The organism is Pseudomonas sp. FW305-25 (genome assembly GCF_017351415.1).
GTDB classification, from domain to species: domain Bacteria; phylum Pseudomonadota; class Gammaproteobacteria; order Pseudomonadales; family Pseudomonadaceae; genus Aquipseudomonas; species Aquipseudomonas chlororaphis.
The window spans coordinates 1-22,180 of the sequence record NZ_JACNDE010000003.1 but is presented as its reverse complement, the minus strand read 5'-3'; the positions used below and the strand labels follow the sequence as shown (position 1 = coordinate 22,180).

At 61.8% G+C, this 22,180-nt stretch carries 22 protein-coding genes; 13 read left to right on the top strand and 9 right to left on the bottom strand.

The genetic code is table 11. The features are described 5' to 3' along the window. Nucleotides 1-86: 86 nt before the first annotated feature. On the bottom strand, nt 87-1,403 hold the full coding sequence (locus tag J4E58_RS04060; protein WP_087091309.1) for a nucleotide sugar dehydrogenase: 1,317 nt from the start codon (nt 1,401-1,403) through the stop codon (nt 87-89). A gap of 813 nt (nt 1,404-2,216) precedes the next feature. Next, complete coding sequence (yaaA, locus tag J4E58_RS04055) at nt 2,217-2,996, bottom strand: peroxide stress protein YaaA (RefSeq protein ID WP_087091310.1); 780 nt, start codon at nt 2,994-2,996, stop codon at nt 2,217-2,219. 226 nt (nt 2,997-3,222) lie between these two features. Between yaaA and J4E58_RS04050 the strand changes: the two genes are divergently transcribed. From J4E58_RS04050 to J4E58_RS04025, 6 genes are all read left to right on the top strand, one after another. Continuing rightward, nucleotides 3,223-4,347, top strand: coding sequence for a polysaccharide deacetylase family protein (locus J4E58_RS04050; RefSeq protein ID WP_087091311.1), 1,125 nt, complete (start codon nt 3,223-3,225; stop codon nt 4,345-4,347). A 348-nt stretch (nt 4,348-4,695) separates the two neighbouring features. Continuing rightward, nucleotides 4,696-6,090 carry a PhoH family protein gene (locus J4E58_RS04045; protein ID WP_007929389.1) on the top strand — a complete coding sequence of 465 codons (1,395 nt, stop codon included), beginning with the start codon at nt 4,696-4,698 and terminating at the stop codon, nt 6,088-6,090. A gap of 264 nt (nt 6,091-6,354) precedes the next feature. After that, on the top strand, nt 6,355-6,828 hold the full coding sequence (gene moaC / locus J4E58_RS04040; RefSeq protein WP_009047097.1) for a cyclic pyranopterin monophosphate synthase MoaC: 474 nt from the start codon (nt 6,355-6,357) through the stop codon (nt 6,826-6,828). Further along, entirely contained in the window at nt 6,825-7,067 is a 243-nt protein-coding gene (gene moaD / locus J4E58_RS04035; RefSeq protein ID WP_007932097.1) for a molybdopterin converting factor subunit 1, read from the top strand. The genes moaC and moaD overlap by 4 nt, the downstream gene beginning before the upstream one ends. A 1-nt stretch (nt 7,068) precedes the next feature. Then, complete coding sequence (gene moaE, locus J4E58_RS04030; RefSeq protein ID WP_007932098.1) at nt 7,069-7,521, top strand: molybdopterin synthase catalytic subunit MoaE; 453 nt, start codon at nt 7,069-7,071, stop codon at nt 7,519-7,521. A gap of 311 nt (nt 7,522-7,832) precedes the next feature. Further along, nucleotides 7,833-8,609, top strand: coding sequence for an ABC transporter substrate-binding protein (locus J4E58_RS04025; RefSeq protein ID WP_087091312.1), 777 nt, complete (start codon nt 7,833-7,835; stop codon nt 8,607-8,609). An 83-nt stretch (nt 8,610-8,692) separates the two neighbouring features. Here J4E58_RS04025 and J4E58_RS04020 read toward each other — a convergent pair whose 3' ends face one another. The 5 genes from J4E58_RS04020 to J4E58_RS04000 all read right to left on the bottom strand — a co-directional run bounded on the left by J4E58_RS04020 (nt 8,693) and on the right by J4E58_RS04000 (nt 13,994). Further along, nucleotides 8,693-9,319 carry a transcriptional regulator gene (locus tag J4E58_RS04020; protein WP_009042281.1) on the bottom strand — a complete coding sequence of 209 codons (627 nt, stop codon included), beginning with the start codon at nt 9,317-9,319 and terminating at the stop codon, nt 8,693-8,695. A gap of 87 nt (nt 9,320-9,406) precedes the next feature. Next, nucleotides 9,407-10,534 carry an FAD-binding oxidoreductase gene (locus tag J4E58_RS04015; protein WP_087091313.1) on the bottom strand — a complete coding sequence of 376 codons (1,128 nt, stop codon included), beginning with the start codon at nt 10,532-10,534 and terminating at the stop codon, nt 9,407-9,409. Nucleotides 10,535-10,660: 126 nt separating this feature from the next. Beyond that, nucleotides 10,661-11,614, bottom strand: coding sequence for an ornithine cyclodeaminase family protein (locus tag J4E58_RS04010; protein WP_087091314.1), 954 nt, complete (start codon nt 11,612-11,614; stop codon nt 10,661-10,663). 138 nt (nt 11,615-11,752) lie between these two features. Then, nucleotides 11,753-13,243, bottom strand: coding sequence for an ATP-dependent RNA helicase RhlB (gene rhlB, locus J4E58_RS04005; RefSeq protein WP_087091315.1), 1,491 nt, complete (start codon nt 13,241-13,243; stop codon nt 11,753-11,755). A gap of 94 nt (nt 13,244-13,337) precedes the next feature. After that, on the bottom strand, nt 13,338-13,994 hold the full coding sequence (locus tag J4E58_RS04000) for an alpha/beta hydrolase (RefSeq protein ID WP_087091316.1): 657 nt from the start codon (nt 13,992-13,994) through the stop codon (nt 13,338-13,340). A gap of 467 nt (nt 13,995-14,461) precedes the next feature. On the opposite strand from J4E58_RS04000, the gene J4E58_RS03995 reads away from it, so the two are divergent. The 4 genes from J4E58_RS03995 (at nt 14,462) to J4E58_RS03980 (ending at nt 18,624) form a co-directional block, all read left to right on the top strand. Next, on the top strand, nt 14,462-15,493 hold the full coding sequence (locus tag J4E58_RS03995; RefSeq protein WP_087091317.1) for an amino acid ABC transporter substrate-binding protein: 1,032 nt from the start codon (nt 14,462-14,464) through the stop codon (nt 15,491-15,493). 66 nt (nt 15,494-15,559) lie between these two features. Further along, nucleotides 15,560-16,741, top strand: coding sequence for an amino acid ABC transporter permease (locus J4E58_RS03990; protein ID WP_087091318.1), 1,182 nt, complete (start codon nt 15,560-15,562; stop codon nt 16,739-16,741). Nucleotides 16,742-16,751: 10 nt separating this feature from the next. Beyond that, nucleotides 16,752-17,849 carry an amino acid ABC transporter permease gene (locus tag J4E58_RS03985; protein ID WP_007932114.1) on the top strand — a complete coding sequence of 366 codons (1,098 nt, stop codon included), beginning with the start codon at nt 16,752-16,754 and terminating at the stop codon, nt 17,847-17,849. 10 nt (nt 17,850-17,859) lie between these two features. Continuing rightward, a complete protein-coding gene (locus J4E58_RS03980) occupies nt 17,860-18,624 on the top strand; it encodes an amino acid ABC transporter ATP-binding protein (RefSeq protein WP_007932116.1) in 765 nt (254 codons plus the stop codon). A 60-nt stretch (nt 18,625-18,684) separates the two neighbouring features. Here the strand turns inward: J4E58_RS03980 and J4E58_RS03975 are convergent, their stop codons facing one another. Both J4E58_RS03975 and J4E58_RS03970 read right to left on the bottom strand, forming a co-directional pair. Continuing rightward, on the bottom strand, nt 18,685-19,158 hold the full coding sequence (locus J4E58_RS03975; RefSeq protein WP_087091319.1) for a type II toxin-antitoxin system MqsA family antitoxin: 474 nt from the start codon (nt 19,156-19,158) through the stop codon (nt 18,685-18,687). Continuing rightward, nucleotides 19,155-19,466, bottom strand: a complete 312-nt coding sequence (locus J4E58_RS03970; RefSeq protein WP_087091320.1) for a type II toxin-antitoxin system MqsR family toxin — start codon at nt 19,464-19,466, stop codon at nt 19,155-19,157. The genes J4E58_RS03975 and J4E58_RS03970 overlap by 4 nt, the downstream gene beginning before the upstream one ends. Before the next feature lie 165 nt (nt 19,467-19,631). Between J4E58_RS03970 and J4E58_RS03965 the strand changes: the two genes are divergently transcribed. The 3 genes from J4E58_RS03965 (at nt 19,632) to J4E58_RS03955 (ending at nt 22,170) form a co-directional block, all read left to right on the top strand. Continuing rightward, on the top strand, nt 19,632-20,291 hold the full coding sequence (locus J4E58_RS03965) for a FadR/GntR family transcriptional regulator (RefSeq protein WP_087091321.1): 660 nt from the start codon (nt 19,632-19,634) through the stop codon (nt 20,289-20,291). Then, nucleotides 20,281-21,600 carry a CynX/NimT family MFS transporter gene (locus J4E58_RS03960; protein WP_087091322.1) on the top strand — a complete coding sequence of 440 codons (1,320 nt, stop codon included), beginning with the start codon at nt 20,281-20,283 and terminating at the stop codon, nt 21,598-21,600. The genes J4E58_RS03965 and J4E58_RS03960 overlap by 11 nt, the downstream gene beginning before the upstream one ends. A gap of 99 nt (nt 21,601-21,699) precedes the next feature. Continuing rightward, nucleotides 21,700-22,170, top strand: coding sequence for a nuclear transport factor 2 family protein (locus J4E58_RS03955; protein ID WP_087091323.1), 471 nt, complete (start codon nt 21,700-21,702; stop codon nt 22,168-22,170). Nucleotides 22,171-22,180 lie beyond the last annotated feature (10 nt).

Below are 22,180 nucleotides of genomic sequence, written 5' to 3'. Positions count from 1 at the left end.
CCTACAGGTGCGATGCGATCCTTGCAGGAGCGAGCTTGCTCGCGATCAACCGCGAAGCGGTTGCCGTGCTTCCCGAATCTGCCGGCTTACCAGCAGATACCTTCGGTCCGGCCGCTCGCGCTGGTGGCCTTGGACATGAACCCGACCAGGTCGATGACCTGTTTGCCGTGCGGCACTTCTTCGGCCAGGGCGCGGAACTTCTCGTCGCGGTTGCCGAGGATGATCACGTCGGAGTTGTCGATCACCGAGTCGAAGTCCGCGTTGAGCAGGGACGAGACGTGGGGGATCTTGGACTCGATGTAGTCCTTGTTGGCACCGTGGACGCGGGCGTACTCGACGTTGCTGTCGTAGATGCTCAGGTCGAAGCCCTTGCCGATCAGCATTTCCGCCAGCTCCACCAGCGGGCTTTCGCGCAGATCGTCGGTACCGGCCTTGAAGCTCAGGCCGAGCAGGGCGACTTTGCGCTTGTCGTGGCTGGAGACGATGTCGAAGGCGTTCTGCACCTGGGACTCGTTACTGCGCATCAGCGAGTTGAGCAGCGGCGCTTCGACGTCCAGGGAACCGGCGCGGAAGGTCAGGGCGCGCACGTCCTTGGGCAGGCAGGAACCGCCGAAGGCGAAGCCTGGGCGCATGTAGTACTGGGACAGGTTGAGGGTCTTGTCCTGGCAGACCACGTCCATCACTTCACGACCATCGACGCCGACGGCCTTGGCGATGTTGCCGATCTCGTTGGCGAAGGTGACCTTGGTGGCGTGCCACACGTTGCAGGTGTACTTGATCATCTCGGCGACAGCGATGTCCTTGCGGATGATCGGTGCGTCGAGTTCTTCGTACAGCGATTGCAGGACGTCGCCCGAGGCCTTGTCGAATTCGCCGATCACGGTCATCGGTGGGAAGTCGTAGTCCTTGATCGCGGTGCTTTCACGCAGGAACTCAGGGTTGACCGCGACGCCGAAGTCGACGCCGGCCTTCTTGCCGGAGCAGTCTTCGAGGATCGGGATCACCACGTTGGCGACAGTGCCCGGCAGTACGGTACTGCGCACCACGATGGTGTGGCGGGAGGTCTTGTCGCGCAGGACAAAACCGATCTCGCGGCATACCGCTTCGATGTAGTTGAGTTCCAGGTCGCCGTTCTTCTTGCTGGGCGTGCCGACACAGATCATCGACAAGTCAGTGTCGCGAATCGCCTCGGCGAAGTTGGTGGTTCCGCGCAGACGACCGGTTTGAATACCTTGCGCCAGAAGTTCACCCAGACCCGGTTCAACGATCGGCGATTTACCGGCGTTGATCATGTCGATCTTGTCCTTGGCAACATCGACGCCAACGACCTCATGGCCCCGTGCAGACAGGCAACCGGCACATACCGCGCCGACGTAACCCAAACCAAATATGCTGATGCGCATCGCATTTACCTCTGTGTTATTCACGCCATTAGATGGCCGGAGTTAATGTTTGCCAGCTGTAATTACGCACTCGGAAGTTCAACGAACAGGCGTTGAGATATCCAGTGCAGGCAGACTAAGTTCCGAGTGTCTAAATAAGTGCACTCAAGTTGTGCGCAACTTGGCCTTGTTGTAGGGGCTGCCCTTAAATGTTGCCGTCCTTCCTGCTGGAAGGCAGCTCCGAGGTTGGCGATAATCCTGATTTATAGGAGCAGGCCCATGATAATCAGGTAGTTACACGCTCCCGGAAGCGCTTTAAGGCGGGCTATGCCATGGCCTTGTAGGGGATAGTAATGGTGCATTATCTCCTGTGTATTGACCCTGAGTTCGAGTTCCTGAGCAGTAGGTCAGGACAATATGACAACTTCGCTACTGTCGTTGGATCCCATGTAAGTCATCTCCTACAAACTCGCTGAGAATCGTTACCGGTGGTATGAGCGGTGGTTCAGGACATAGTTCCAGACCGCTGATCCTGTTTTCTGAAATTTCTTGAAATATTGCAAAAGATGGCACTGCTTTCATATTGATAGCACTTACCATTTCAGCCTTTAGTTATGGGGAGTTAAAGCGCGGGGATATTTTTATGCCACTACCGCTAAAAAATTTGTGTGCCACTACTGAAAAAAATGACCTCTGTCGAGTGAAACAAAAGTTATAAATTCAGAAGAAGATATTTTGGCGCCAATTGTTTGGCGTTTTGGCGGGAGTCAAAGAGGAAAGTGACCGCTCGTCGACGCACTCGTTTGCGCGAAACCAGTGCATCGACCGAGTGCGTTATTCCGGTGCGTGATCGCGCAGGAAAACCAGATTGTCGGGTTTCGACTGTTCGGCGCTGTAGCGGTAACCCTGGACATCGAATTGCTTGAGGGCCGCCGGGTCGTTGATGCGTTCTTCTATGACGAAGCGGCTCATCATGCCCCGGGCCTTCTTGGCGTAGAAGCTGATGATCTTGTACTGGCCGTTCTTCAGGTCCTTGAACTCGGTATTGATGATCCGGGCGTTCAGGGCCGTGCGCTTGACCGCCGAGAAGTATTCGTTGGAAGCCAGGTTGAGCAGCAGGTCGTCGCCCTGTTCGGCCAGGGCCTCGTTGAGCCATTCGCTGATGCGCGTGCCCCAGAAGGCGTACAGGTCCTTGCCGCGGGCGTTGGCCAGCTTGGTGCCCATTTCCAGGCGATAGGGCTGCATCAGGTCCAGCGGGCGCAGCAGGCCGTACAGGCCGGAGAGCATGCGCAGATGCTGCTGGGCGTAATCGAAATCGGCTTCGCCCAGGGTTTGCGCATTCAGGCCGGTGTACACGTCGCCCTTGAACGCCAGCAGCGCCTGCTTGGCGTTGGCCGGAGTGAAGGCCGGGGTCCAGCTGCCGAAGCGCGCGGCGTTGAGGCCGCCGATCTTGTCGGAGACGTGCATCAGTTCGCTGATTTGCGCCGGGCTCAGTTCGCGCAATTGCAGGATCAGTTCCTGGGAGTGATCGAGGTACTGCGGCTGGGTGAAGCGTTGAGTGACGGGCGGGGTCTCGAAATCGAGGGTCTTGGCGGGTGAAATCACCATCAGCATGAAGTCGTCTCCTGTAAGCGTCGGGGGATTCTAGGGGCTTGGGCGCTTTGACTCCACCTATGAAGGCAATAGGGCATGCCGCCGGTCGTCCGTCGATCGGCGATGGCCTGCTGCAGGGAGGCGCGTGTCCGCTCTCTATAAAGGGAAGGGGAGCGGCCTAGGCAATAGGGCCGAGAGGCCGGCATCGGCTATAGTGCCGCGCGGGTTTTGTTATGGAGACATCCCTTTGCGCAGCGCGTTTTTTCTTTCGATCTGGCTGTTGAGTTTCGGCGCCCTGGCGGCGCCGAACGATGTGGCGACCCTGGATCGCAGCACCTGGCCGGAACAGCTTGGCAACCCGACCCTGTTCGACGTGGCGTCGCGTGCGGAGATCCTCACCTTCGCCCGTGCCCTGCTGGACAGCGAGGCCTGGGATGAAGCCTCGTTGAAGCAGCGCCTGGGCCTGCGGATCATCAACATGGCGTCGATCGATGCCGTCCGCCAGCGGCTCTGGCGGCAATTGCTGACCAACTACAACTTCGCCCAGCAGAGCTGCGACCAGGACGCTTCCTTCTGTTTCCTGGTGGAAGACATGGACACCCTGCGCGAGCAGGCCGGCAAGTTCCAGTTGGGCGAGGACTCCTATTACGCCCGCTGGGCCGAACCGAGCCGGGCCTTCCATGAACAGTATCTGGAGGAGCTGCTGCGCAAGGCTGCGCTGTTTCCCCAGAGCGCCAGCGAGATCGAGCGATTTGGCGACTACGAGCGCAATGGCGACGAGCTCAATGACCGGCTGTTTTTGTTGACCTTCGACAGCGCCGCCAATCTCGCCCCGGACAACACCCCCTGGCTGACCGAATACCTGCGCAAGTCGAACATGAACGGCACCTTCTTCGTGCTTGGCAGCGAGTTGCAGAGCCGCCTGGAGCAGCGTTCGGTGGCCAGCCTGCAGGCTCTGTATTCGCAGCAGTGCGTGGGTGTGCTGGGCTGGGAGTATCGTTCCCACAGCCATTGGCAGGATTGGCAGGACTCGATCGAGCGCAGCGTCGAGCTGGCCAAGGGCAAGCTGCCGGAAAACTACGTGCCGCTGTTTCGCCCGCCCTACGGTCAGCGCCGGGCGGATGCGCAGGCCTTCTTTAATGCACAGGGCTTGCAGGTGGCGCTGTGGGACATCGATCCGCAGGACGGCGCCGGCAAGCTCAAGGGCGAACAGAGCGGCCAGCGGGTGCTGACCCTGATGCTGTTGTGGCGACACGGGGTGATCAATTTCAACGCCCGGCAGGATGCGGTGAAGACGGCATTGCCCTGGTTGCTGACGCAGACGGCGCAGAGCGGAATCGGTTGGGAGGATTGTCAGGACGCGTTTCGCTAGAAACGACAAAAGGTCCGTATTTACGGGGGGAGAGGAGGTTTTTGCCGATTTTGGCCAGGATTTCGAGGCAGGCGGACTTCCGACTTTAACGGTGCCGGGGCAGCGCGCCAAGGGCTATTCGTCACTCTGCAAAATAAACTTAAAAAAAGCGTCAAAGTGCTTTTTCCTGTCACAGGTTTTGGAGTATTACGAAGTCAGACCGCCGAAACCTGCAACACAGGTGGCGTCTCCCAAGACTCCTTTTGTGTGCACTTCACTCGAACCCCTGCGGGTGAATTCGACGGTCAATTCGAGGCGCAGCACCGCCATGGTATTGCGTCGACTGGCCCCCACATAAGGTGACCGAGTATGGATGACCACGGACGTAGCCCTTCCTCCAACCAGCCAATCCTTTATGTACTCGATACCAATGTATTGATTCACGATCCAAACGCCCTGCTGAACTTCGAAGAACACCATGTGGCGATCCCGATGATCGTCCTGGAGGAACTCGACAAGCTCAAGAGCGGCCATCACAGCGTTGCAGCGGAATGCCGCCAGGCCATTCGCCTGATCGACAAGACCCTGGGTGAGGCTTCGCCTGAAGACGTCGAGCTGGGTGTGCCTATCCAGCGTGGCAAGAGCGGCCCCAAAGGCCTGCTGTCGATCCTCATGAGCAAACGCTCCGAGCCCAACAGCCTGCTGCCGGAAAACCTCAACGACAACATCATCATCAACCAGTTGATCGACCTGCACGCGCGCGACAAGGAGCTGCGCGTGGTGCTGGTGACCAAAGACATCAACATGCGCCTCAAGGCGCGCGCCTGCGGGATCGCCGCCGAGGACTACAGCACCGACCAGCTGGTCGACGATGTGGCCTTGCTGCCCAACGGCTTCCACAACATGACCGGTTCCTTCTGGGACCGCGTGAGCAAGGTGGAAACCCGCCAGGATCACGGCCGCACCTGGCACCAGGTGCAACTCACCGACAACCTGCCGGCGGTGCACATCAACGAGTTCATCATCGACGAACAGGGTTTCGTCGGCTGGATCAAGGAGATTCGCGCCGATGTGCTGCTGATTCTCGACCTGCATCAGGAACCCCTGTTGCACCAGGAAGCCTGGGGCCTGAAACCGCGCGACATCTATCAAGGCCTGGCGCTGTTCGCCCTGCTCGATCCGGACATCCATCTGGTCAACCTGTCCGGGGCTGCCGGTTCAGGCAAGACCATCCTGGCCCTGGCCGCGGCCATCGAGCAAACCATGGTCAGCAAGCGTTATCGGCGCATCATCGCCACCCGCAGCGTGCAGGGGCTGGACCAGGAGATCGGCTTCCTGCCGGGCACCGAAGCGGAAAAGATGGAGCCCTGGCTCGGCGCCATCACCGACAACCTCGAAGCCCTGCACATGGATGACGAAAGCACCCATGGCAGCGTCGACTACATCCTCAGCAAGGTGCCGCTGCAGTTCAAATCCCTCAACTACATTCGTGGCCGCAGCTTCCAGCAGAGCCTGATCCTGATCGACGAATGCCAGAACCTCACCCCGCACCAGATGAAAACCATCATTACCCGTGCCGGCGCCGGTTCCAAAGTGGTGTGCCTGGGCAACCTGGCGCAGATCGATACCCCTTACCTGTCCGCGACCAGCTCCGGGCTGACCTACCTCACTGAACGCTTCAAGGACTTCCCCAACGGGGTGCACATCACCCTGCAAGGGGTGCCACGCTCGATTCTGGCCGAATACGCCGAATCCCATCTGTAACCCTCGCCAGACGGGCGGCCGCGAGGCCGCCCGTTTTTTGTGCCTGGATGAAACTTCTGTAGCCGCTGCCGCAGGCTGCGATCGGCTGCGCAGCAGACGCCAGAGGACCTGTTGCGTTTCCCCAGGAACCCTGGGGAAGTCCGGATCACGTCCGCTACGCGGCCGATCGCAGCCTGCGCCAGCGGCTACAAGGATCGTGTAATCAAGCGTGCGGAAATTTGACCCTCGGGTTTACAATCGCCTTTCCTGATCAGGAGTAAGGCTGTGCTGACTCATCTCGATTCCCAAGGTCGCGCCAATATGGTCGACGTCACCGACAAAGCCGTGACGTCCCGCGAAGCCACGGCCGAAGCCCGGGTGCGCATGCTCCCGCAAACCCTGCAAATGATCGTCAGCGGCGGTCACCCCAAGGGTGATGTATTCGCCGTGGCGCGTATCGCCGGCATCCAGGCGGCGAAAAAGACCAGCGATCTGATCCCCCTGTGCCACCCGCTGATGCTTACCAGCGTCAAGGTCGAGCTCAGCGCCGAAGGCGAGGACAGCGTGCGCATCGTTGCCCGCTGCAAGCTGGCCGGGCAGACCGGGGTGGAAATGGAAGCCCTGACCGCCGCCAGCGTCGCCGCGCTGACCATCTATGACATGTGCAAGGCCGTGGACCGCGGCATGACCATCGAAGGCGTGCGCTTGCTGGAGAAGCTGGGCGGCAAGAGCGGTCATTACCAGGCGGATGAACAATGAACCTGACCGTGAAGTTTTTCGCCCGCTATCGCGAGGCGCTGGGCGTGGATTCGCTGCGGGTCGCTGGCGATTTCGCCACGGTCGACGATGTGCGCGCCCTGCTGGCCCAACGCGAGGGCGCCGAGGTGCTCAGTGAGCAGAACCTGATGTGCGCCCGTAACGAAGACCTGTGCCAGCTCGACGAGCCGGTGAGTGATGGCGACGAAGTGGCGTTTTTTCCTACCGTGACCGGGGGCTGACATGGCGATTCGTGTGCAATCGGGCGCCTTCGATCCGGGGGCGGAAGTCAACGCGATGCATGCGGCGAATGTCGGCGTCGGCGCGGTGGTGAGCTTTGTCGGCTACGTGCGTGATTTCAACGATGGCCTGGATGTGGCCGGGATGTTTCTCGAGCATTACCCGGGCATGACCGAAAAGGCCCTCGGCAAGATCGCCGCCGAGGCCGAACAACGCTGGCCGCTGCTCAAGCTGGAAGTGCTGCATCGCATCGGCGCGCTGGAGCCGGGCGAGCCGATCGTCTTCGTCGGTGCCGCCAGCGCCCACCGCCAGGCGGCGTTCGACGCCTGTGCCTTTGTCATGGACTACCTGAAAACCCGCGCGCCGTTCTGGAAGAAGGAAACCACCGCCGATGGCCCACGCTGGGTGGAAGGTCGCGACAGCGATCATGCGGCGGCGGATCGTTGGAAAGAATGACGGCCTGATTCATCCGTATTGACCGCAAGTCCTCATCGCGGGCAAGCCTCGCTCCTACAGAGGATTGCATGGCTTCTGTAGGAGCAGCCGGTCGACGCTCGATTGCCCGCGATGGCGCCCTCGACTACGCCCCTATTTCTCTGCTTTTTTCCATTTCTGTCTTTCGACCAAAGGCCGGCTGACCTGCGTCCGCTGCGTTGACGAAATATACGTAAAAGTCCAGTATGGATTTACAAGTACAAACAAGGCTCCACTGTTTCAGTCCTTTCTTCTGTCTTGCCAAACCAACAACAACCCGCGAGAGAACGAATATGAAGAAACTCCCCCTCATCAGTGGCCTGGCCCTGAGCCTGTTGGCGTGCAGCAGCCTGTTCGCCGCCGAGAAAACCCTGCGCATCGGCATCGAGGCGGCTTATCCGCCGTTCGCCTCGAAAACCGACAAGGGCGAGATCGTCGGTTTCGACTACGACATCGGCAATGCCCTGTGCGCGCAGATGCAGGTCAAGTGCATATGGGTCGAGGGTGAATTCGACGGCCTGATTCCCTCCTTGAAAGTGAAAAAAATCGACATGGCGCTGTCGTCGATGACCATCAACGAAGACCGTAAGAAGTCGGTCGACTTCACCCACAAGTACTACTTCACTTCCTCGCGGCTGGTGATGAAGGAAGGCGCCACGGTCGATGACCAATACGCCAGCCTCAAGGGCAAGAACGTCGGTGTGCAACGGGCGACCACCACCGACCGCTACGCCACCGAGGTGTTCGAGCCCAAGGGCATCAACGTCAAGCGCTACAGCAACAACGAAGAGATCTACATGGACCTGGCGGCCGGGCGCCTCGATGCGATTTTCGCGGACACCATCCCGCTGAATGATTTCCTGTCGATGCCGCGCGGCAAGGGCTATGCGTTTGTCGGGCCAGAGTTGAAGGACCCGAAGTACGTGGGGGAGGGCGCGGGGATCGCGGTGCGCAAGGGTAATACCGAGCTGGTCAGCCAGTTGAATAGCGCCATCGATGGCATTCGCGCCAGTGGCGAATATCAGAAGATTTCCGAGAAGTACTTCAAGTCCGACATCTACGGCGACTGATGTCGCGTGGCGTTCGTGAGGACGCCATCGCGGGCAAGCCTCGCTCCTGCGGTTTTGTCGGAGCGAGGCTTTTCAGGGGGCCGTCAACCCTTCAATTCCTTCAGGTGCTTGTACACCGTCGCCCGCCCCATGTTCAGCACGTTGGCCACATAGTTGGCGGCGCTTTTGCCCTTGAACGCGCCTTCGGCGTGCAGCGCCAGCACCAGTTCGCGCTTATGTTCGCGGGTCAGCAGGTTCAGGCCCAGCTGCCGTTCGCGCAGCCAGTTGTGCAGGAAGGTGTTGATGCGCTCCTGCCAGTCATCGCGAAACAGCGAGTCCGGTTGCGGGATCAGTTTGCTCGGCGAGAGGAACAGGTCCAGCGCCGCCTTGGCATTCTCGAACAGCGAAATATTCAGGTTGATGCACAGCACCGCCAACGGCTGGCCGCTGCCGTCGCGCAGCACGCTGCTGAGGCTGCGGATCTTCTGGCCGTCCCAGTTGAGCTTTTCGTAGGGGCCGATATTCCGCTCATTGGCATCCTCGCCGAGCATGTCTTCGAGGGCGGAGTCGTCGCCCACTTCGCGCTTGGAGATGTTGTTGGCGATGTAGTCGATCTTCTGCGTGCGCAGATCGTGGATGACCACCTCGGCATGGGGGAAGAACAGCGTGGCGATGGCATCGGCGATCGCCCGGAAGTTATCCAGGACAGGGTCCTGCGCGGGTGAGGTCATGGGTGGTTCTCCAGGCGGTGTCAGCGCCCCGCGAGGCAGGGCGCTGCGAGTGTGCCGCAATCGTTGGGGCGCGTCACCTGAGCGGGGTCAGCCGAGGCGGGCGGGGGAGAGCATGGCGGCGTCCAGGCCAAAGCGCGCCAGCTGCTCCGGCAAGGCTTCGCCACGTACCAGGGCGGCGCTGGCCTGGCCCATGGCCGGCGAGGTCTGGATGCCGTAGCCGCCTTGCGCGGCGACCCAGAACAGGCCCGGTACCTGGGGGTCGAAGCCGGCCAGCAGGTCGCCGTCGCTGACGAAACTGCGCAGGCCGGCCCAGGTCCGGGTCGGACGGCGAATGGTCAGGGTGGTGGCCTCTTCGATCTGGTAGATGCCCATGGCGATGTCCAGCTCTTCCGGCTGTACGTCGTGGGGCTCCACCGGGTCGGCGTTGGCCGGCGAGCCGAGGAACATGCCGGCGTCGGGCTTCATGTAGAAGGATTCGTCGAGGCTCACCAGCATCGGCCAATGGTGGATATCGACGCCTTCGGGGCCGGCGAAGATAAAGGCTGCACGGCGTTTCGGCTGCAGGCCCAGGGGCCGGGCGCCGGCCATGGCGCCGACCTGGTCGGCCCAGGCGCCGGCGGCGTTGATCAGGATGGGCGCGCTAAAGGTCTGGCCGGCAGTCTGTACCTGCCACTGGCCTTGTTCGTCGCGGCTCAGCCCCAGCACTTCACAGTCGGTACGCACCTCGCCCTGGTTGCGCCGGATGCCGCGCAGGTAACCCTGGTGCAGGGCGTCGGTGTCGATGTCGCTGGCGCTTGGGTCGTAGAGGGCGCCGTGGACTTTCTCGCGACGCAGGATCGGCAGGCGCGCGCAGGCTTCGTCGGCGCTCAGCAGCTGCATCTCCGGCACCGTGGCCTTGGCGCTCAGGTACTGGTTGTTCAGCTCGCTGGGGTCGCCGGTGAAGTCCACGGTCATTTCGCCGCGCGGGGTCAGCAGCGGGTGCTCGCAGAACCCTTGCGGCGGGGCATCGAAAAAGTCCCGGCTGGCCAGGGTCAGGGCGCGTACCTGGGGCGTGCCATAGGCGGCGGTATAGAGCGCCGCGGAGCGCCCGGTGGAGTGGTAGGCCGGATGCGATTCGCGTTCCAGCACCAGCACCCGGCCATGGCGCGACAGCCAGTAGCCAGTGGAGGCACCGGCAATGCCGCCGCCGATGATGATGAAGTCTGCCTGGGTCATTCGAGCCTCCGGAAAAAGAGTCAATGCAAGTCCCTGTAGGAGCGAGCTTGCTCGCGATGAGGCCGCCAACGACACCGCGTAGTGTTCAGTTTTTTATCGCGAGCAAGCTCGCTCCTACAGGTTCGTTCATGCGTTGCGTTGCAGATGATAGAGAGCATTGGCCAGGGCGATGTCTTCCAGGCCCAGGCCGATGGAGCGGAAGAACACGTGGCGCCCCGGCTCCGGTCGTTGCGCTAGGTCGCTGAGCAGTTCGGGCAGGTCGCCGAGAATCGCCGCCTTGTCCCAGCCATGCCGTTCGCCGGCGATCAGCATCTCGCCGGCCGAGCCGGGGGTGGTCTGACGATAGTCGCAATACACCTGCATGTCCTTCAGCGCGGCGGGCGGCACTTCATGGGCCCGTGGCGCGTTGGTGCTGATGGAGGTGATCAGCGCCGGCTTGCGCAAGGTGCGCGGGTCGATCACCGGGCCGGCGGAGGAGGTGCAGAGCATGATGACGTCGGCGTCCTGCAGGGCGTTATCGAGCTGGCTGGCGACCTGCAGGCGCGGGTCGAGGGCCTTCAGGCGCGCGATGTCCTCGGCGGATTTTCCGGCCAGGCCAGGGGAGTACAGGCGGATGGATTGCCACTCGCGCAGGGCTTGCACGTAATGCAGGTGGGCCTGGGCCACGGGGCCGCTGCCAATGATCGCCAGGTGCCTGGCGTCGGCCGGTGCCAGGGCATCGACGGCCACGGCGGTGGTGGCCGCGGTGCGCGCGGTGGTCAGTTCACCAGCGTCACAGAGCAGCAGCGGCTGGCCGCTGTCCATGGACATCAGCAGGGTCCAGGCGGTGACCAGCGGGCCTTCGGCGCGGACGATATAGGGCGAGGTCTTGACCCCGTAGACCCGGTCTTCGGCCAGCACGCCCAGGTAGTTGATAAAGTCCCCGGCGCCCTGGGGAAACTCCACCAGTTGCTGCGCCGGCTGCACGGCAAGCCCAGCGGCCAGGTCGTGGAACAGCTTGCGCAAAACCTGCGGCACGTCGATCTGCGCCAGCAACTGGCGGGCTTGAGGCTGGGTCATCACGGACGGCGTGCTGGACATGCGGGTGCTCCCAAGAAATAAACTAATTTGTCTATTATGGACTTTTAGTTTTGTCGGGCAATATCCAGGCGAAAAAAAACGCAGCCTATGGTCGGGCTGCGTTTTTCGTTCGGAAGGTTCCAGTGGAACCTCCTTCGTTCACTCGCGATCAGGCTTTCGGGCGTGCTTGCGCTCCACGGGGCGCAGCAGCTCGGTCGGCGGCATTTCGCAGCTGATCTTGCGACCCAGCAGCGCCTCGATCGACGGCAGCTGATAGGAGTCGTCCTCGCCGGCGAAGCTGATGGACACGCCGTCGGCGCCCGCCCGGCCAGTGCGGCCGATACGGTGCACGTAGTCGTCCGGCACTTCCGGCAGGGTGAAGTTGATCACGTGGCTGATGCCGTCGATGTGGATGCCACGTCCGGCGACATCGGTGGCCACCAGCACGCGGATCTTGCCTTCACGGAAGCCTTCCAGGGTCTTGATGCGCTTGTGCTGCGGCACGTCGCCGGACAGCTGGGCGGCATTCACGCCGTCGCGTACCAGGCGTTCCTCGATGCGCCGCACTTCATCCTTGCGGTTGGCGAAGACCATGACCCGTTCCCAGCCATTGTCGTTGACCAGGTTGTACAGCAGCTTGTACTTGTCGGCGCCGGCCACTGCGTAGATGTGCTGTTCGACGTTGGCGTTGGCCACGTTCTCGGCCTCGATTTCGACGATGGCCGGGTCGGTGGTCCACTGCTTGGCCAGGTTCATCACGTCGTCGGTGAAGGTGGCGGAGAACAGCAGGGTCTGGCGTTCGCTTTTCGGCGGGGTCTGGCGAATGATCTGGCGTACCTGGGGGATGAAGCCCATGTCGAGCATGCGGTCGGCTTCGTCCAGCACCATCACTTCGACCATGTCCAGGTGCACGTCGCCGCGCTGGTTGAAGTCCAGCAGGCGGCCCGGGGTGGCCACCAGAATGTCGCAATGCCGGGCTTCGAGGTGCTTGAGCTGTTTGTCGAAGTCCATGCCACCGACAAAGGTCATCACGTTGAGGCCGGTGTATTTGGTCAGGCTGGCCGCATCCTTGGCGATCTGTACCACCAGTTCGCGGGTCGGCGCGATGATCAGCGCCCGCGGCTCGCCCATGTAGCGCTCTTTCGGCGGTGGGGTCTGCAGCAGCTGGGTGATGATCGAGATCAGGAACGCGGCGGTCTTGCCGGTACCGGTCTGGGCGCGGCCGATGGCGTCTTTGCCGGCCAGGGTGAACCCCAGTACCTGCGCCTGGATCGGCGTGCAGTAGGGGAAACCCAGGTCGTGGATCGCGTGCATCAGTTCCGGCGCGAGTTTGAAGTCGTGGAAGCGGGTCTTGCCTTCCTGCGGTTCGACGACGAAGTCTTCCAGTTTCCAGGTGCTCACCGGTGGTTTCGGCGCACGTGGGCGGCGCGGCTGTTCGGCCTTGGGCTTGTCGCTGCGCGGCGCGGTCTGGGCCGTCGGGGCGGCTGGGGCCACCGGCTCTTGCCTGGCCACGGAGGCGGGCGCGGTCCGTTCCGGCTGATGGCCGTCGGTACGGCTGCTGGGGCTGGAGGAAGATGGGCTGGAGCCTGGCGCGAGCTGCTCAGCCTCGCTTTTACCGAAGATTTTCTTGAGTGCTTTGAGCACGGTCATCTCATCAATTGGTTAAGGAATGTACGCCGGGCAGTGTAATGCAAGAATCGGGCGCGGCGTAGTGGATTGCTCAACGGCTACCTAACTTATCGATTCAGCGCAAACGCTCGCCGAGCCAGGCGCCGATATCGCGAATTTCTTCGGGTAACACTTCGTGGCCCATTGGGTATTCCTGCCATGTCACGGTGACACCATGGTGTTTCAGGTACTCGTAGGCGGTGCGGCCCATGGCGTTCTGTACCACTTCGTCGTACTGGCCGTGCAGGCACAGGGTCGGAATCCGCTGCTGGCTGGCCGACAGTTCCAGTTCATCGCTGAAAGTCGGGGCATAGGTGGAGAGGGCAAGCACGCCACCCAGCGGGCCCTGCCATTTAAGGAAGGCGGTGTGCAGGACGACCGCGCCACCCTGGGAAAAACCGGCGAGGAAAATCCGCGAAGGGTCTATTCCGCTGGCGCGCTGTTCTTCGATCAGGTCGCTCAGGCGTTTGGCTGACTCGTCCAGCTGTTCGCGGTTGATCGCGCGCGCCGGGCTCATGGCCAGAATGTCGTACCAGCTGGGCATGGCATAACCGCCATTGATGGTCACGGCGCGGGTCGGTGCCTGGGGCAGGACGAAGCGGGTGGTCAACAGGCTTTCCTGCAGCGCTTCGGCCACCGGCAGGAAGTCGTAGCGGTCGGCGCCCAGGCCATGGAGCCAGATCACACAGGCGTCGACGGGCTTGCTGGGCTGAAGAATCAAGGGCTCGGTCATGGTTGCTCCAAATATGTGCGCACGCGCCCAAGCGGGGCGTGATCGAGGTGCGCGGTTGGTTAATCAGTGAAGAAGATGTCGCAAGGCTGCAAGTTTTGCTCTTGACCCCGGGCTGAACCGCTTTAGCCGGCACTCTGGTATGGGCTTTGCTATAGCCGTTGCGTGAAGTGATTGCGTTCACCCTGCCGGTAACACTATCAGGCTACTGGCGGGTGTGGGATAGCAAAGATCCGATGATGGACGTTCGCCAGTGGCCGCTACGGGCTTCGCGAACATGCAAGGGCTACAGCCCGTTCGGTCGCTTGGTGAGTATGGGTTTTCTCTTAAATGGATTTTCTCCTACTAGACTCATAGCTAAAGTCCTACGCCGCTTGACCCCATAAAAAGCCAACACGGGTCAACAGTGCCTCATAAGGGTGCGGCAGGACTCAAGCTCCGACACAACAAGAGCAAAACTGGAGGTTTGAATGAAGATGTTGAAATCCACCCTGGCTGTGGTTACGGCCGCTGCGGTACTGGGTATAAGCGGCTTCGCGCAGGCGGGTGCGACCCTGGATGCGGTGCAGAAGAAAGGCTTTGTGCAGTGCGGTGTGAGCGACGGTCTGCCGGGCTTCTCGGTACCGGACGCCACCGGCAAGATCCTCGGCATCGACGCCGACATCTGCCGCGCCGTGGCCGCCGCGGTATTCGGCGACGCGACCAAAGTGAAATTCAGCCAGTTGAACGCCAAGGAGCGTTTCACCGCGCTGCAATCGGGCGAAATCGACATCCTGTCGCGCAACACCACCATGACCAGTTCCCGCGACGCGGGCATGGGCCTGAAATTCCCGGGCTTCATCACCTACTACGACGGCATCGGTTTCCTGGTGAACAACAAGCTGGGCGTCAAGAGCGCCAAGGAACTGGACGGCGCGACTATCTGCATCCAGGCCGGCACCACCACCGAGCTGAACGTGTCCGACTACTTCCGCGGCAACGGCCTGAAATACACCCCGATCACCTTCGACACCTCCGATGAAAGCGCCAAGTCGCTGGAGTCCGGTCGTTGCGACGTGCTGACCTCCGACAAGTCCCAGCTGTTCGCCCAGCGCAGCAAGCTGGCTTCGCCGAAGGACTATGTGGTTCTGCCGGAAACCATTTCCAAGGAACCGCTGGGCCCGGTCGTGCGTAACGGCGACGACGAGTGGCTGGCCATCATCCGCTGGACGGGCTACGCCATGCTCAACGCCGAAGAGGCCGGCATCACGTCGAAGAACGTCGAGGCCGAAGCCAAGTCCACCAAGAACCCGGACGTTGCGCGTCTGCTGGGTGCCGACGGCGAATACGGCAAGGACCTGAAGCTGCGCAAGGACTGGGTGGTACAGATCGTCAAGCAAGTCGGCAACTACGGTGAAGTGTTCGAGAAGAACCTCGGCAAGAGCACTCCGCTGGAGATCGATCGCGGCCTGAACGCGCTATGGAACAACGGCGGCATTCAATACGCACCACCAGTGCGCTGATGGTTCTATCGCCCGGCGGGCCAACCGCCGGGTGATGTTCTTGTTCCATTATTTCCGGGGCACTTCATGCAAAACTCAATCGGCGCACCTAAGCAGAGGCTCAGTCTCAGCGATCCACGAGTGCGTGCGTGGCTATTCCAGATCATCACCGTCGTGGCCGTGATCTCGCTTGGCTGGTACTTGTTCGATAACACGCAAACCAACCTTCAGCACCGGGGGATTACCTCCGGCTTCGACTTTCTCGAGCGCAGCGCCGGCTTCGGCATCGCTCAGCACCTGATCTCCTACACCGAAGCGGACAGCTATGCCCGGGTGTTCGTGATCGGCCTGCTCAACACCCTGCTGGTGACGTTCATCGGCGTAATCCTGGCGACCATCCTCGGGTTCATCATCGGTGTGGCGCGCCTGTCGCAGAACTGGATCATCAGCAAACTGGCGACCGTGTATGTGGAAGTGTTCCGCAACATTCCGCCGCTGCTGCAAATCCTGTTCTGGTATTTCGCGGTGTTCCTGACCATGCCGGGGCCGCGCAACAGCCACAACTTCGGCGACACCTTCTTCGTCAGCAGCCGTGGCCTGAACATGCCGGCGGCCCTGCTGGCCGACGGCTTCTGGCCGTTCGTGATCAGCCTGGTGGTGGCGATTGTCGCCATCGTGCTGATGTGCCGCTGGGCCAACAAGCGCTTCGAAGACACCGGCGTACCGTTCCACAAGTTCTGGACCGGCCTGGCGCTGTTCCTGGTGATCCCGGCACTGTGCATGCTGGTGTTCGGCGCCCCGGTGCACTGGGAAATGCCCGAGCTCAAGGGCTTCAACTTCGTCGGTGGCTGGGTGCTGATCCCGGAACTGCTAGCCCTGACCCTGGCCCTGACTGTCTACACCGCGGCGTTCATCGCCGAGATCGTGCGTTCGGGGATCAAGTCGGTGAGCCACGGCCAGACCGAGGCGGCCCGCTCCCTCGGCCTGCGCAACGGCCCGACCCTGCGCAAGGTGATCATCCCGCAAGCCCTGCGGGTGATCATTCCGCCGCTGACCAGCCAATACCTGAACCTGGCGAAGAACTCGTCCCTGGCGGCGGGTATCGGTTATCCGGAAATGGTTTCGCTGTTCGCCGGTACCGTGCTCAACCAGACCGGCCAGGCCATCGAAGTCATTGCCATCACCATGAGCGTGTACCTGGCGATCAGCATCAGCATTTCCCTGCTGATGAACTGGTACAACAAGCGCATTGCGCTGATCGAGCGGTGAGGAAACGCGCATGAGCACTCATACTTTCAAACCCGACATGCCACCGCCGAGCAGCAGCATCGGGATCGTGGCGTGGATGCGGGCACACATGTTCTCCAGCTGGATCAACACCCTGCTGACCCTGTTTGCCTTCTACCTGATCTACCTGGTGGTGCCGCCGATCCTCAGCTGGGCGATTTTCGACGCCAACTGGGTGGGCACCACCCGCGCCGACTGCACCAAGGAGGGCGCCTGCTGGGTGTTCATCCAGCAGCGCTTCGGCCAGTTCATGTACGGCTACTACCCGGCGGACTTGCGCTGGCGCGTGGACCTGACCGTGTGGCTGGCGGTGATTGGCGTGGCGCCCTTGTTCATCGCCCGGGTTCCGCACAAGGCCATTTATGGCCTGAGCTTCCTGGTGCTGTACCCGATCATTGCCTACTTCCTGCTGCATGGCGGTCTGTTTGGCATGGCCAACGTCGCCACCAGCCAGTGGGGCGGCCTGATGCTGACCCTGGTGATCGCCACCGTCGGCATCGCCGGCGCCTTGCCGCTGGGCATCGTGCTGGCCTTGGGGCGACGCTCGAACATGCCGGCGATTCGTGTGGTCTGCGTGACCTTCATCGAGTTCTGGCGTGGCGTGCCGTTGATCACCGTGCTGTTCATGTCCTCGGTGATGCTGCCGCTGTTCCTGCCCGAAGGCATGAACTTCGACAAGCTGCTGCGGGCGCTGATCGGGGTGATCCTGTTCCAGTCGGCCTACATCGCCGAAGTGGTGCGCGGCGGGTTGCAGGCGATTCCCAAGGGGCAGTACGAAGCGGCTGCGGCCATGGGCCTCGGTTACTGGCGCAGCATGGGCCTGGTGATCCTGCCGCAAGCCCTGAAGCTGGTGATCCCCGGCATCGTCAACACCTTCATCGCCCTGTTCAAGGACACTAGCCTGGTGATCATCATCGGCCTGTTCGACTTGCTCAACAGCGTGAAACAAGCCGCCGCCGACCCGAAATGGCTGGGCATGGCCACCGAAGGCTATGTCTTCGCGGCCCTGGTGTTCTGGATTTTCTGTTTTGGTATGTCCCGCTACTCCATGCATCTGGAGCGTAAGTTGGACACAGGCCACAAGCGTTAGGAGTATCTCCATGAGTGAAGCGATCAAAAAGCCTGTGAGCCCTGAAGGCATTATTCAGATGCAGGGCGTGAACAAGTGGTACGGCCAGTTCCACGTGCTCAAGGACATCAACCTCAACGTCAAGCAGGGCGAGCGTATCGTCCTGTGCGGGCCTTCGGGCTCGGGCAAGTCCACCACCATCCGCTGCCTGAACCGCCTGGAAGAACACCAGCAGGGCCGCATCGTGGTCGATGGCGTGGAGCTGACCAACGACCTCAAGCAGATCGAGGCGATCCGTCGTGAAGTCGGCATGGTGTTCCAGCACTTCAACCTGTTCCCGCACCTGACCATCCTGCAGAACTGCACCCTGGCGCCGATGTGGGTACGCAAGATGCCCAAGCGCAAGGCCGAGGAAATCGCCATGCATTACCTGGAGCGCGTGCGCATTCCGGAGCAGGCGAACAAGTACCCGGGCCAGCTCTCCGGCGGTCAGCAGCAGCGCGTGGCGATTGCCCGGGCGCTGTGCATGAAGCCGAAGATCATGCTGTTCGACGAGCCGACGTCAGCCCTCGACCCGGAAATGGTGAAAGAGGTGCTGGACACCATGATCGGCCTGGCCGAAGACGGTATGACCATGCTCTGCGTGACCCACGAAATGGGCTTCGCGCGCACCGTGGCCAACCGGGTGATCTTCATGGACAAGGGTGAAATCGTCGAACAGGCCGCGCCTAACGACTTCTTCGACAACCCGCAGAACGAGCGGACCAAGCTGTTCCTGAGCCAGATTCTGCACTGATCCAGGTACCGTCTTGAAAATGAACCCGGCCTGGCGCCGGGTTTATTTTTGCCTGGGATTTCACGACGTCGCGCTGCGTGCCTGGTGCGGATCGTTGTCGGCCGCGGGCGCTTGTTGTTCGCTGAGTGCCTGCACGTCGGCCATCAGTTGCGGATGACGATCGAGCAGGCGCATCAACATGGACAGCGGCTGGGGCGGGGCGACCTCGCCGCGTTCGTAGCGGGAGAAGGCGTTGTGCCCGCCGCCGGAGAGCAGCTTTACCGCATCCTTCTGCGAGAGGTGCAACTTGCGGCGGATGCGTTTCATCTCGCTGGCCATGAACTGCCGGCAATCTTCCAGCAATTGGTCGCCGGCGCTGGCGTAGCGTTCGGCGCTGGCCGGGTCGAATTCGACTTCCCCACAGGCCTGGCATTCCCAGCCATCCAGGCCGTCGATTTGCCGCAGCAGGTGCTTGTAATCGATCAGCTCGCTGCGATTGTTGAACGGCTGCATGCCGGCCGGGGCACCGCAGCTGACGCATTGTCTTTGTTTCATGGGTGTTTCTCCTTGAAGGAGATCACTGGGGGACCGCCGCCGGGGCGGTAAGTGACTTTGATGTACAGCTCCACGGAATCGATGTGCGTGTAATACACGTCCTGCCAGATTCGATGATCGAGATAGCTGGTCATCGACTTGTAGAGCATTTTCCCCAGCAGCCCGGCAATCACCTGCTGCATGTCCCGGCAGGTCAGGCCGAGGTGCCGGCCGCTGACCAGGGCGGTTCGGGTAAAGGCGGCTGCCCCCAGCCGGGCGACATCCGCCTTGATCACCGACAGGTCGTAATGAGGTGTGTGCTTTTCCATAAGACACCTGGAGTCGAGATGAAATTACCCTTAAAGGGTTTTTTTGGCAATCGGATTTCCTTTCCGCTTGCTACATGCATGCATCGGCTTTGTTGTTCACCCACGCGAAGCTGACTAATATGCCAAAAAAATTCATCCGATGATTGGATGAAAAGGCGACAGCACATGACAGAAAATTCTCCTTTGATTAAACGTTCCCTGGTCGATCAGGCCCTGGAACAGCTGCGCCAGCGCATCAATGACGGTGCATGGAGCATCGGCCAGCGCCTGCCGACCGAGCCGGAGCTGGCGGCGGAGCTGGGCATCAGCCGCAATACCGTGCGCGAAGCCATGCGGGTCCTGGCGTTTTCCGGCCTGGTGGAGATTCGCCAGGGCGACGGTAGTTACCTGCGGGCGGTGGTCGATCCGCTGGACACCCTCAAGGCCTTGTCCCAGTGCTCCCTGGAGCAGGCGCGCGAAACCCGGCAGATCATCGAGACGGAGGCCATCGGCCTGGCGGCCCTGCGGCGTACCGACCAGGACCTGCTGGCGTTGCGCGAAGCCCTGGCTCTCAGTGGCGATCACTATCACGGCGATCTGGAGAGCTATATCGCCTGCGACCTGGTGTTTCACGGGCGCCTGGTGGACGCCGCGCATAACCCCACCCTCAGCGAGCTGTACCGCTATTTCTCCAGCGTGGTCGGCGCGCAACTGCGCCAGACCCTGAACATCCATCCCCGGCGCCAGGCGGTGTTCGATCTGCACATCGACCTGCTGGACGCCGTCGAGCAGCGCGACCCGGAGCGGGCCAAGGCCATTTCCCGGCAGTTGATCAATGAACCTTGAGACCGAGAGCACCATGTCCAGCCATCAGGCCAATAACCCGCCACCTATTGCTGTCCCTCGACGCGAGGCCGAGCTCGAAGAGTTGTTGATCGACGCCGAAGCCGACGATGCCGAGGTCCAGCAGAGCCACCCGGCGCCGAGTCGCCCGTGGCTGTTGCTGCTGGGGCTGATCCTGGTGGCGCTGAACCTGCGCCCGGCGCTGTCGAGCATGGCACCGCTGCTCAGCGAGGTGTCGCGCAGCCTCGGGCTGTCGGCGGCCCAGGCCGGCCTGCTGACCACCTTGCCGGTGCTGTGCCTGGGCCTGTTCGCGCCGCTGGCCCCGGTGCTGGCGCGGCGTTTTGGTGCCGAGCGCGTGGTGCTTGGCATCCTGCTGACGCTGGCGAGCGGGATCATCCTGCGCAGTTCCCTGGGGGACGTCGGACTGTTCGCCGGCAGCATCCTCGGTGGCGCCAGCATCGGCGTGATCGGGGTGTTGCTGCCGGGCATCGTCAAGCGCGACTTCGCCAAACACGCGGGCACCATGACCGGGGTCTACACCATGGCCCTGTGCCTGGGCGCGGCGATGGCTGCGGGGGCGACCGTGCCCTTGAGCCAGCACTTCGATAACAGCTGGGCGCTGGGCCTCGGCTTCTGGGTGCTGCCGGCGCTGGTAGCGGCGCTGTTCTGGCTGCCCCAGGTCGGCAAGTGGCAGGGCGCGCACCATGTGGCCTATCGGGTGCGCGGTTTGCTGCGCGACCCGCTGGCCTGGCAAGTGACGCTGTATATGGGCCTGCAATCCTCGCTGGCCTACATCGTATTCGGCTGGTTGCCGTCGATCCTTATCGGTCGCGGCCTGAGCCCGACCCAGGCGGGGCTGGTGCTGTCCGGCTCGGTGATCGTCCAGCTCGCCAGTTCGCTGGCTGCGCCCTGGCTGGCAACGCGGGGCAAGGATCAGCGCCTGGCGATCGTAGTCGTGATGCTGCTGACCCTCGGCGGCCTGTTCGGCTGCCTGTATGCCCCGCTCGATGGCCTGTGGGGCTGGGCGATCCTGCTGGGCGTGGGGCAGGGCGGTACTTTCAGCCTGGCGCTGACCCTGATAGTCCTGCGTTCGAAGGACGCCCATGTGGCGGCCAATCTGTCGAGCATGGCCCAGGGCTTTGGCTACACCCTGGCCTCCATGGGGCCGTTCGCGGTCGGCCTGGTGCACGACTGGACTGGCGGCTGGACGGCCCTGGGCTGGATTTTCGCGGTGATCGGCCTGGGGGCCATAATCGCCGGCCTGGGCGCCGGGCGCTCACTCTACGTGCAGGTCGAAAGCGAAAAAATCTGAGCCAACCCACTGTCGGTATTTGCGCGGCGAATGCCGATAGTGTTTCCCGGGTTTGCAGACTATCGTGCAGGCATCTTTCCCCGAGTCGGAGCCTGTTTCATGAGTGACGCCCACCGCGCCTTGATCACTGAGTTCTATAGCGCCTTCCAGCGCCTGGATGCCGAGGCCATGGCCGCCTGCTACACCGAGGATGTGCTGTTCAGTGATCCGGCGTTCGGCGAACTGCGCGGCCGCGATGCCGCTGACATGTGGCGCATGCTCACCACCCGGGCCAAGGATTTCTCCCTGGTCTTCGACAAGGTCCGCGCCGACCAGCGCAGCGGCGAAGCCCACTGGGTGGCGACTTACCTGTTCAGCCAGACTGGCAATACCGTGGTCAACGATATCCAGGCGCGTTTTGTGTTTCGTGACGGCAAGATCTGCGAGCACCACGATCATTTCAATATGTGGCGCTGGGCCCGCCAGGCCCTGGGGACCAAGGGCCTGATCCTCGGCTGGACCCCGCTGCTGAAAAACGCCGTACGCGCCCAGGCCCGCAAAGGCCTGAAAGTCTTCCAGGCCGGCCGCTGAATCTTCGCCT

Bases quoted from the DNA above. Each gene is read 5' to 3' on its own strand.
- J4E58_RS04060 (WP_087091309.1), bottom strand. From the start codon at position 1,403: ATGCGCATCAGCATATTTGGTTTGGGTTACGTCGGCGCGGTATGTGCC.
- yaaA (WP_087091310.1), bottom strand. From the start codon at position 2,996: ATGCTGATGGTGATTTCACCCGCCAAGACCCTCGATTTCGAGACCCCG.
- J4E58_RS04045 (WP_007929389.1), top strand. From the start codon at position 4,696: ATGGATGACCACGGACGTAGCCCTTCCTCCAACCAGCCAATCCTTTAT.
- moaD (WP_007932097.1), top strand. From the start codon at position 6,825: ATGAACCTGACCGTGAAGTTTTTCGCCCGCTATCGCGAGGCGCTGGGC.
- moaE (WP_007932098.1), top strand. From the start codon at position 7,069: ATGGCGATTCGTGTGCAATCGGGCGCCTTCGATCCGGGGGCGGAAGTC.
- J4E58_RS04025 (WP_087091312.1), top strand. From the start codon at position 7,833: ATGAAGAAACTCCCCCTCATCAGTGGCCTGGCCCTGAGCCTGTTGGCG.
- J4E58_RS04020 (WP_009042281.1), bottom strand. From the start codon at position 9,319: ATGACCTCACCCGCGCAGGACCCTGTCCTGGATAACTTCCGGGCGATC.
- J4E58_RS04015 (WP_087091313.1), bottom strand. From the start codon at position 10,534: ATGACCCAGGCAGACTTCATCATCATCGGCGGCGGCATTGCCGGTGCC.
- J4E58_RS04010 (WP_087091314.1), bottom strand. From the start codon at position 11,614: ATGTCCAGCACGCCGTCCGTGATGACCCAGCCTCAAGCCCGCCAGTTG.
- rhlB (WP_087091315.1), bottom strand. From the start codon at position 13,243: ATGACCGTGCTCAAAGCACTCAAGAAAATCTTCGGTAAAAGCGAGGCT.
- J4E58_RS04000 (WP_087091316.1), bottom strand. From the start codon at position 13,994: ATGACCGAGCCCTTGATTCTTCAGCCCAGCAAGCCCGTCGACGCCTGT.
- J4E58_RS03995 (WP_087091317.1), top strand. From the start codon at position 14,462: ATGAAGATGTTGAAATCCACCCTGGCTGTGGTTACGGCCGCTGCGGTA.
- J4E58_RS03990 (WP_087091318.1), top strand. From the start codon at position 15,560: ATGCAAAACTCAATCGGCGCACCTAAGCAGAGGCTCAGTCTCAGCGAT.
- J4E58_RS03985 (WP_007932114.1), top strand. From the start codon at position 16,752: ATGAGCACTCATACTTTCAAACCCGACATGCCACCGCCGAGCAGCAGC.
- J4E58_RS03980 (WP_007932116.1), top strand. From the start codon at position 17,860: ATGAGTGAAGCGATCAAAAAGCCTGTGAGCCCTGAAGGCATTATTCAG.
- J4E58_RS03975 (WP_087091319.1), bottom strand. From the start codon at position 19,158: ATGAAACAAAGACAATGCGTCAGCTGCGGTGCCCCGGCCGGCATGCAG.
- J4E58_RS03970 (WP_087091320.1), bottom strand. From the start codon at position 19,466: ATGGAAAAGCACACACCTCATTACGACCTGTCGGTGATCAAGGCGGAT.
- J4E58_RS03965 (WP_087091321.1), top strand. From the start codon at position 19,632: ATGACAGAAAATTCTCCTTTGATTAAACGTTCCCTGGTCGATCAGGCC.
- J4E58_RS03960 (WP_087091322.1), top strand. From the start codon at position 20,281: ATGAACCTTGAGACCGAGAGCACCATGTCCAGCCATCAGGCCAATAAC.
- J4E58_RS03955 (WP_087091323.1), top strand. From the start codon at position 21,700: ATGAGTGACGCCCACCGCGCCTTGATCACTGAGTTCTATAGCGCCTTC.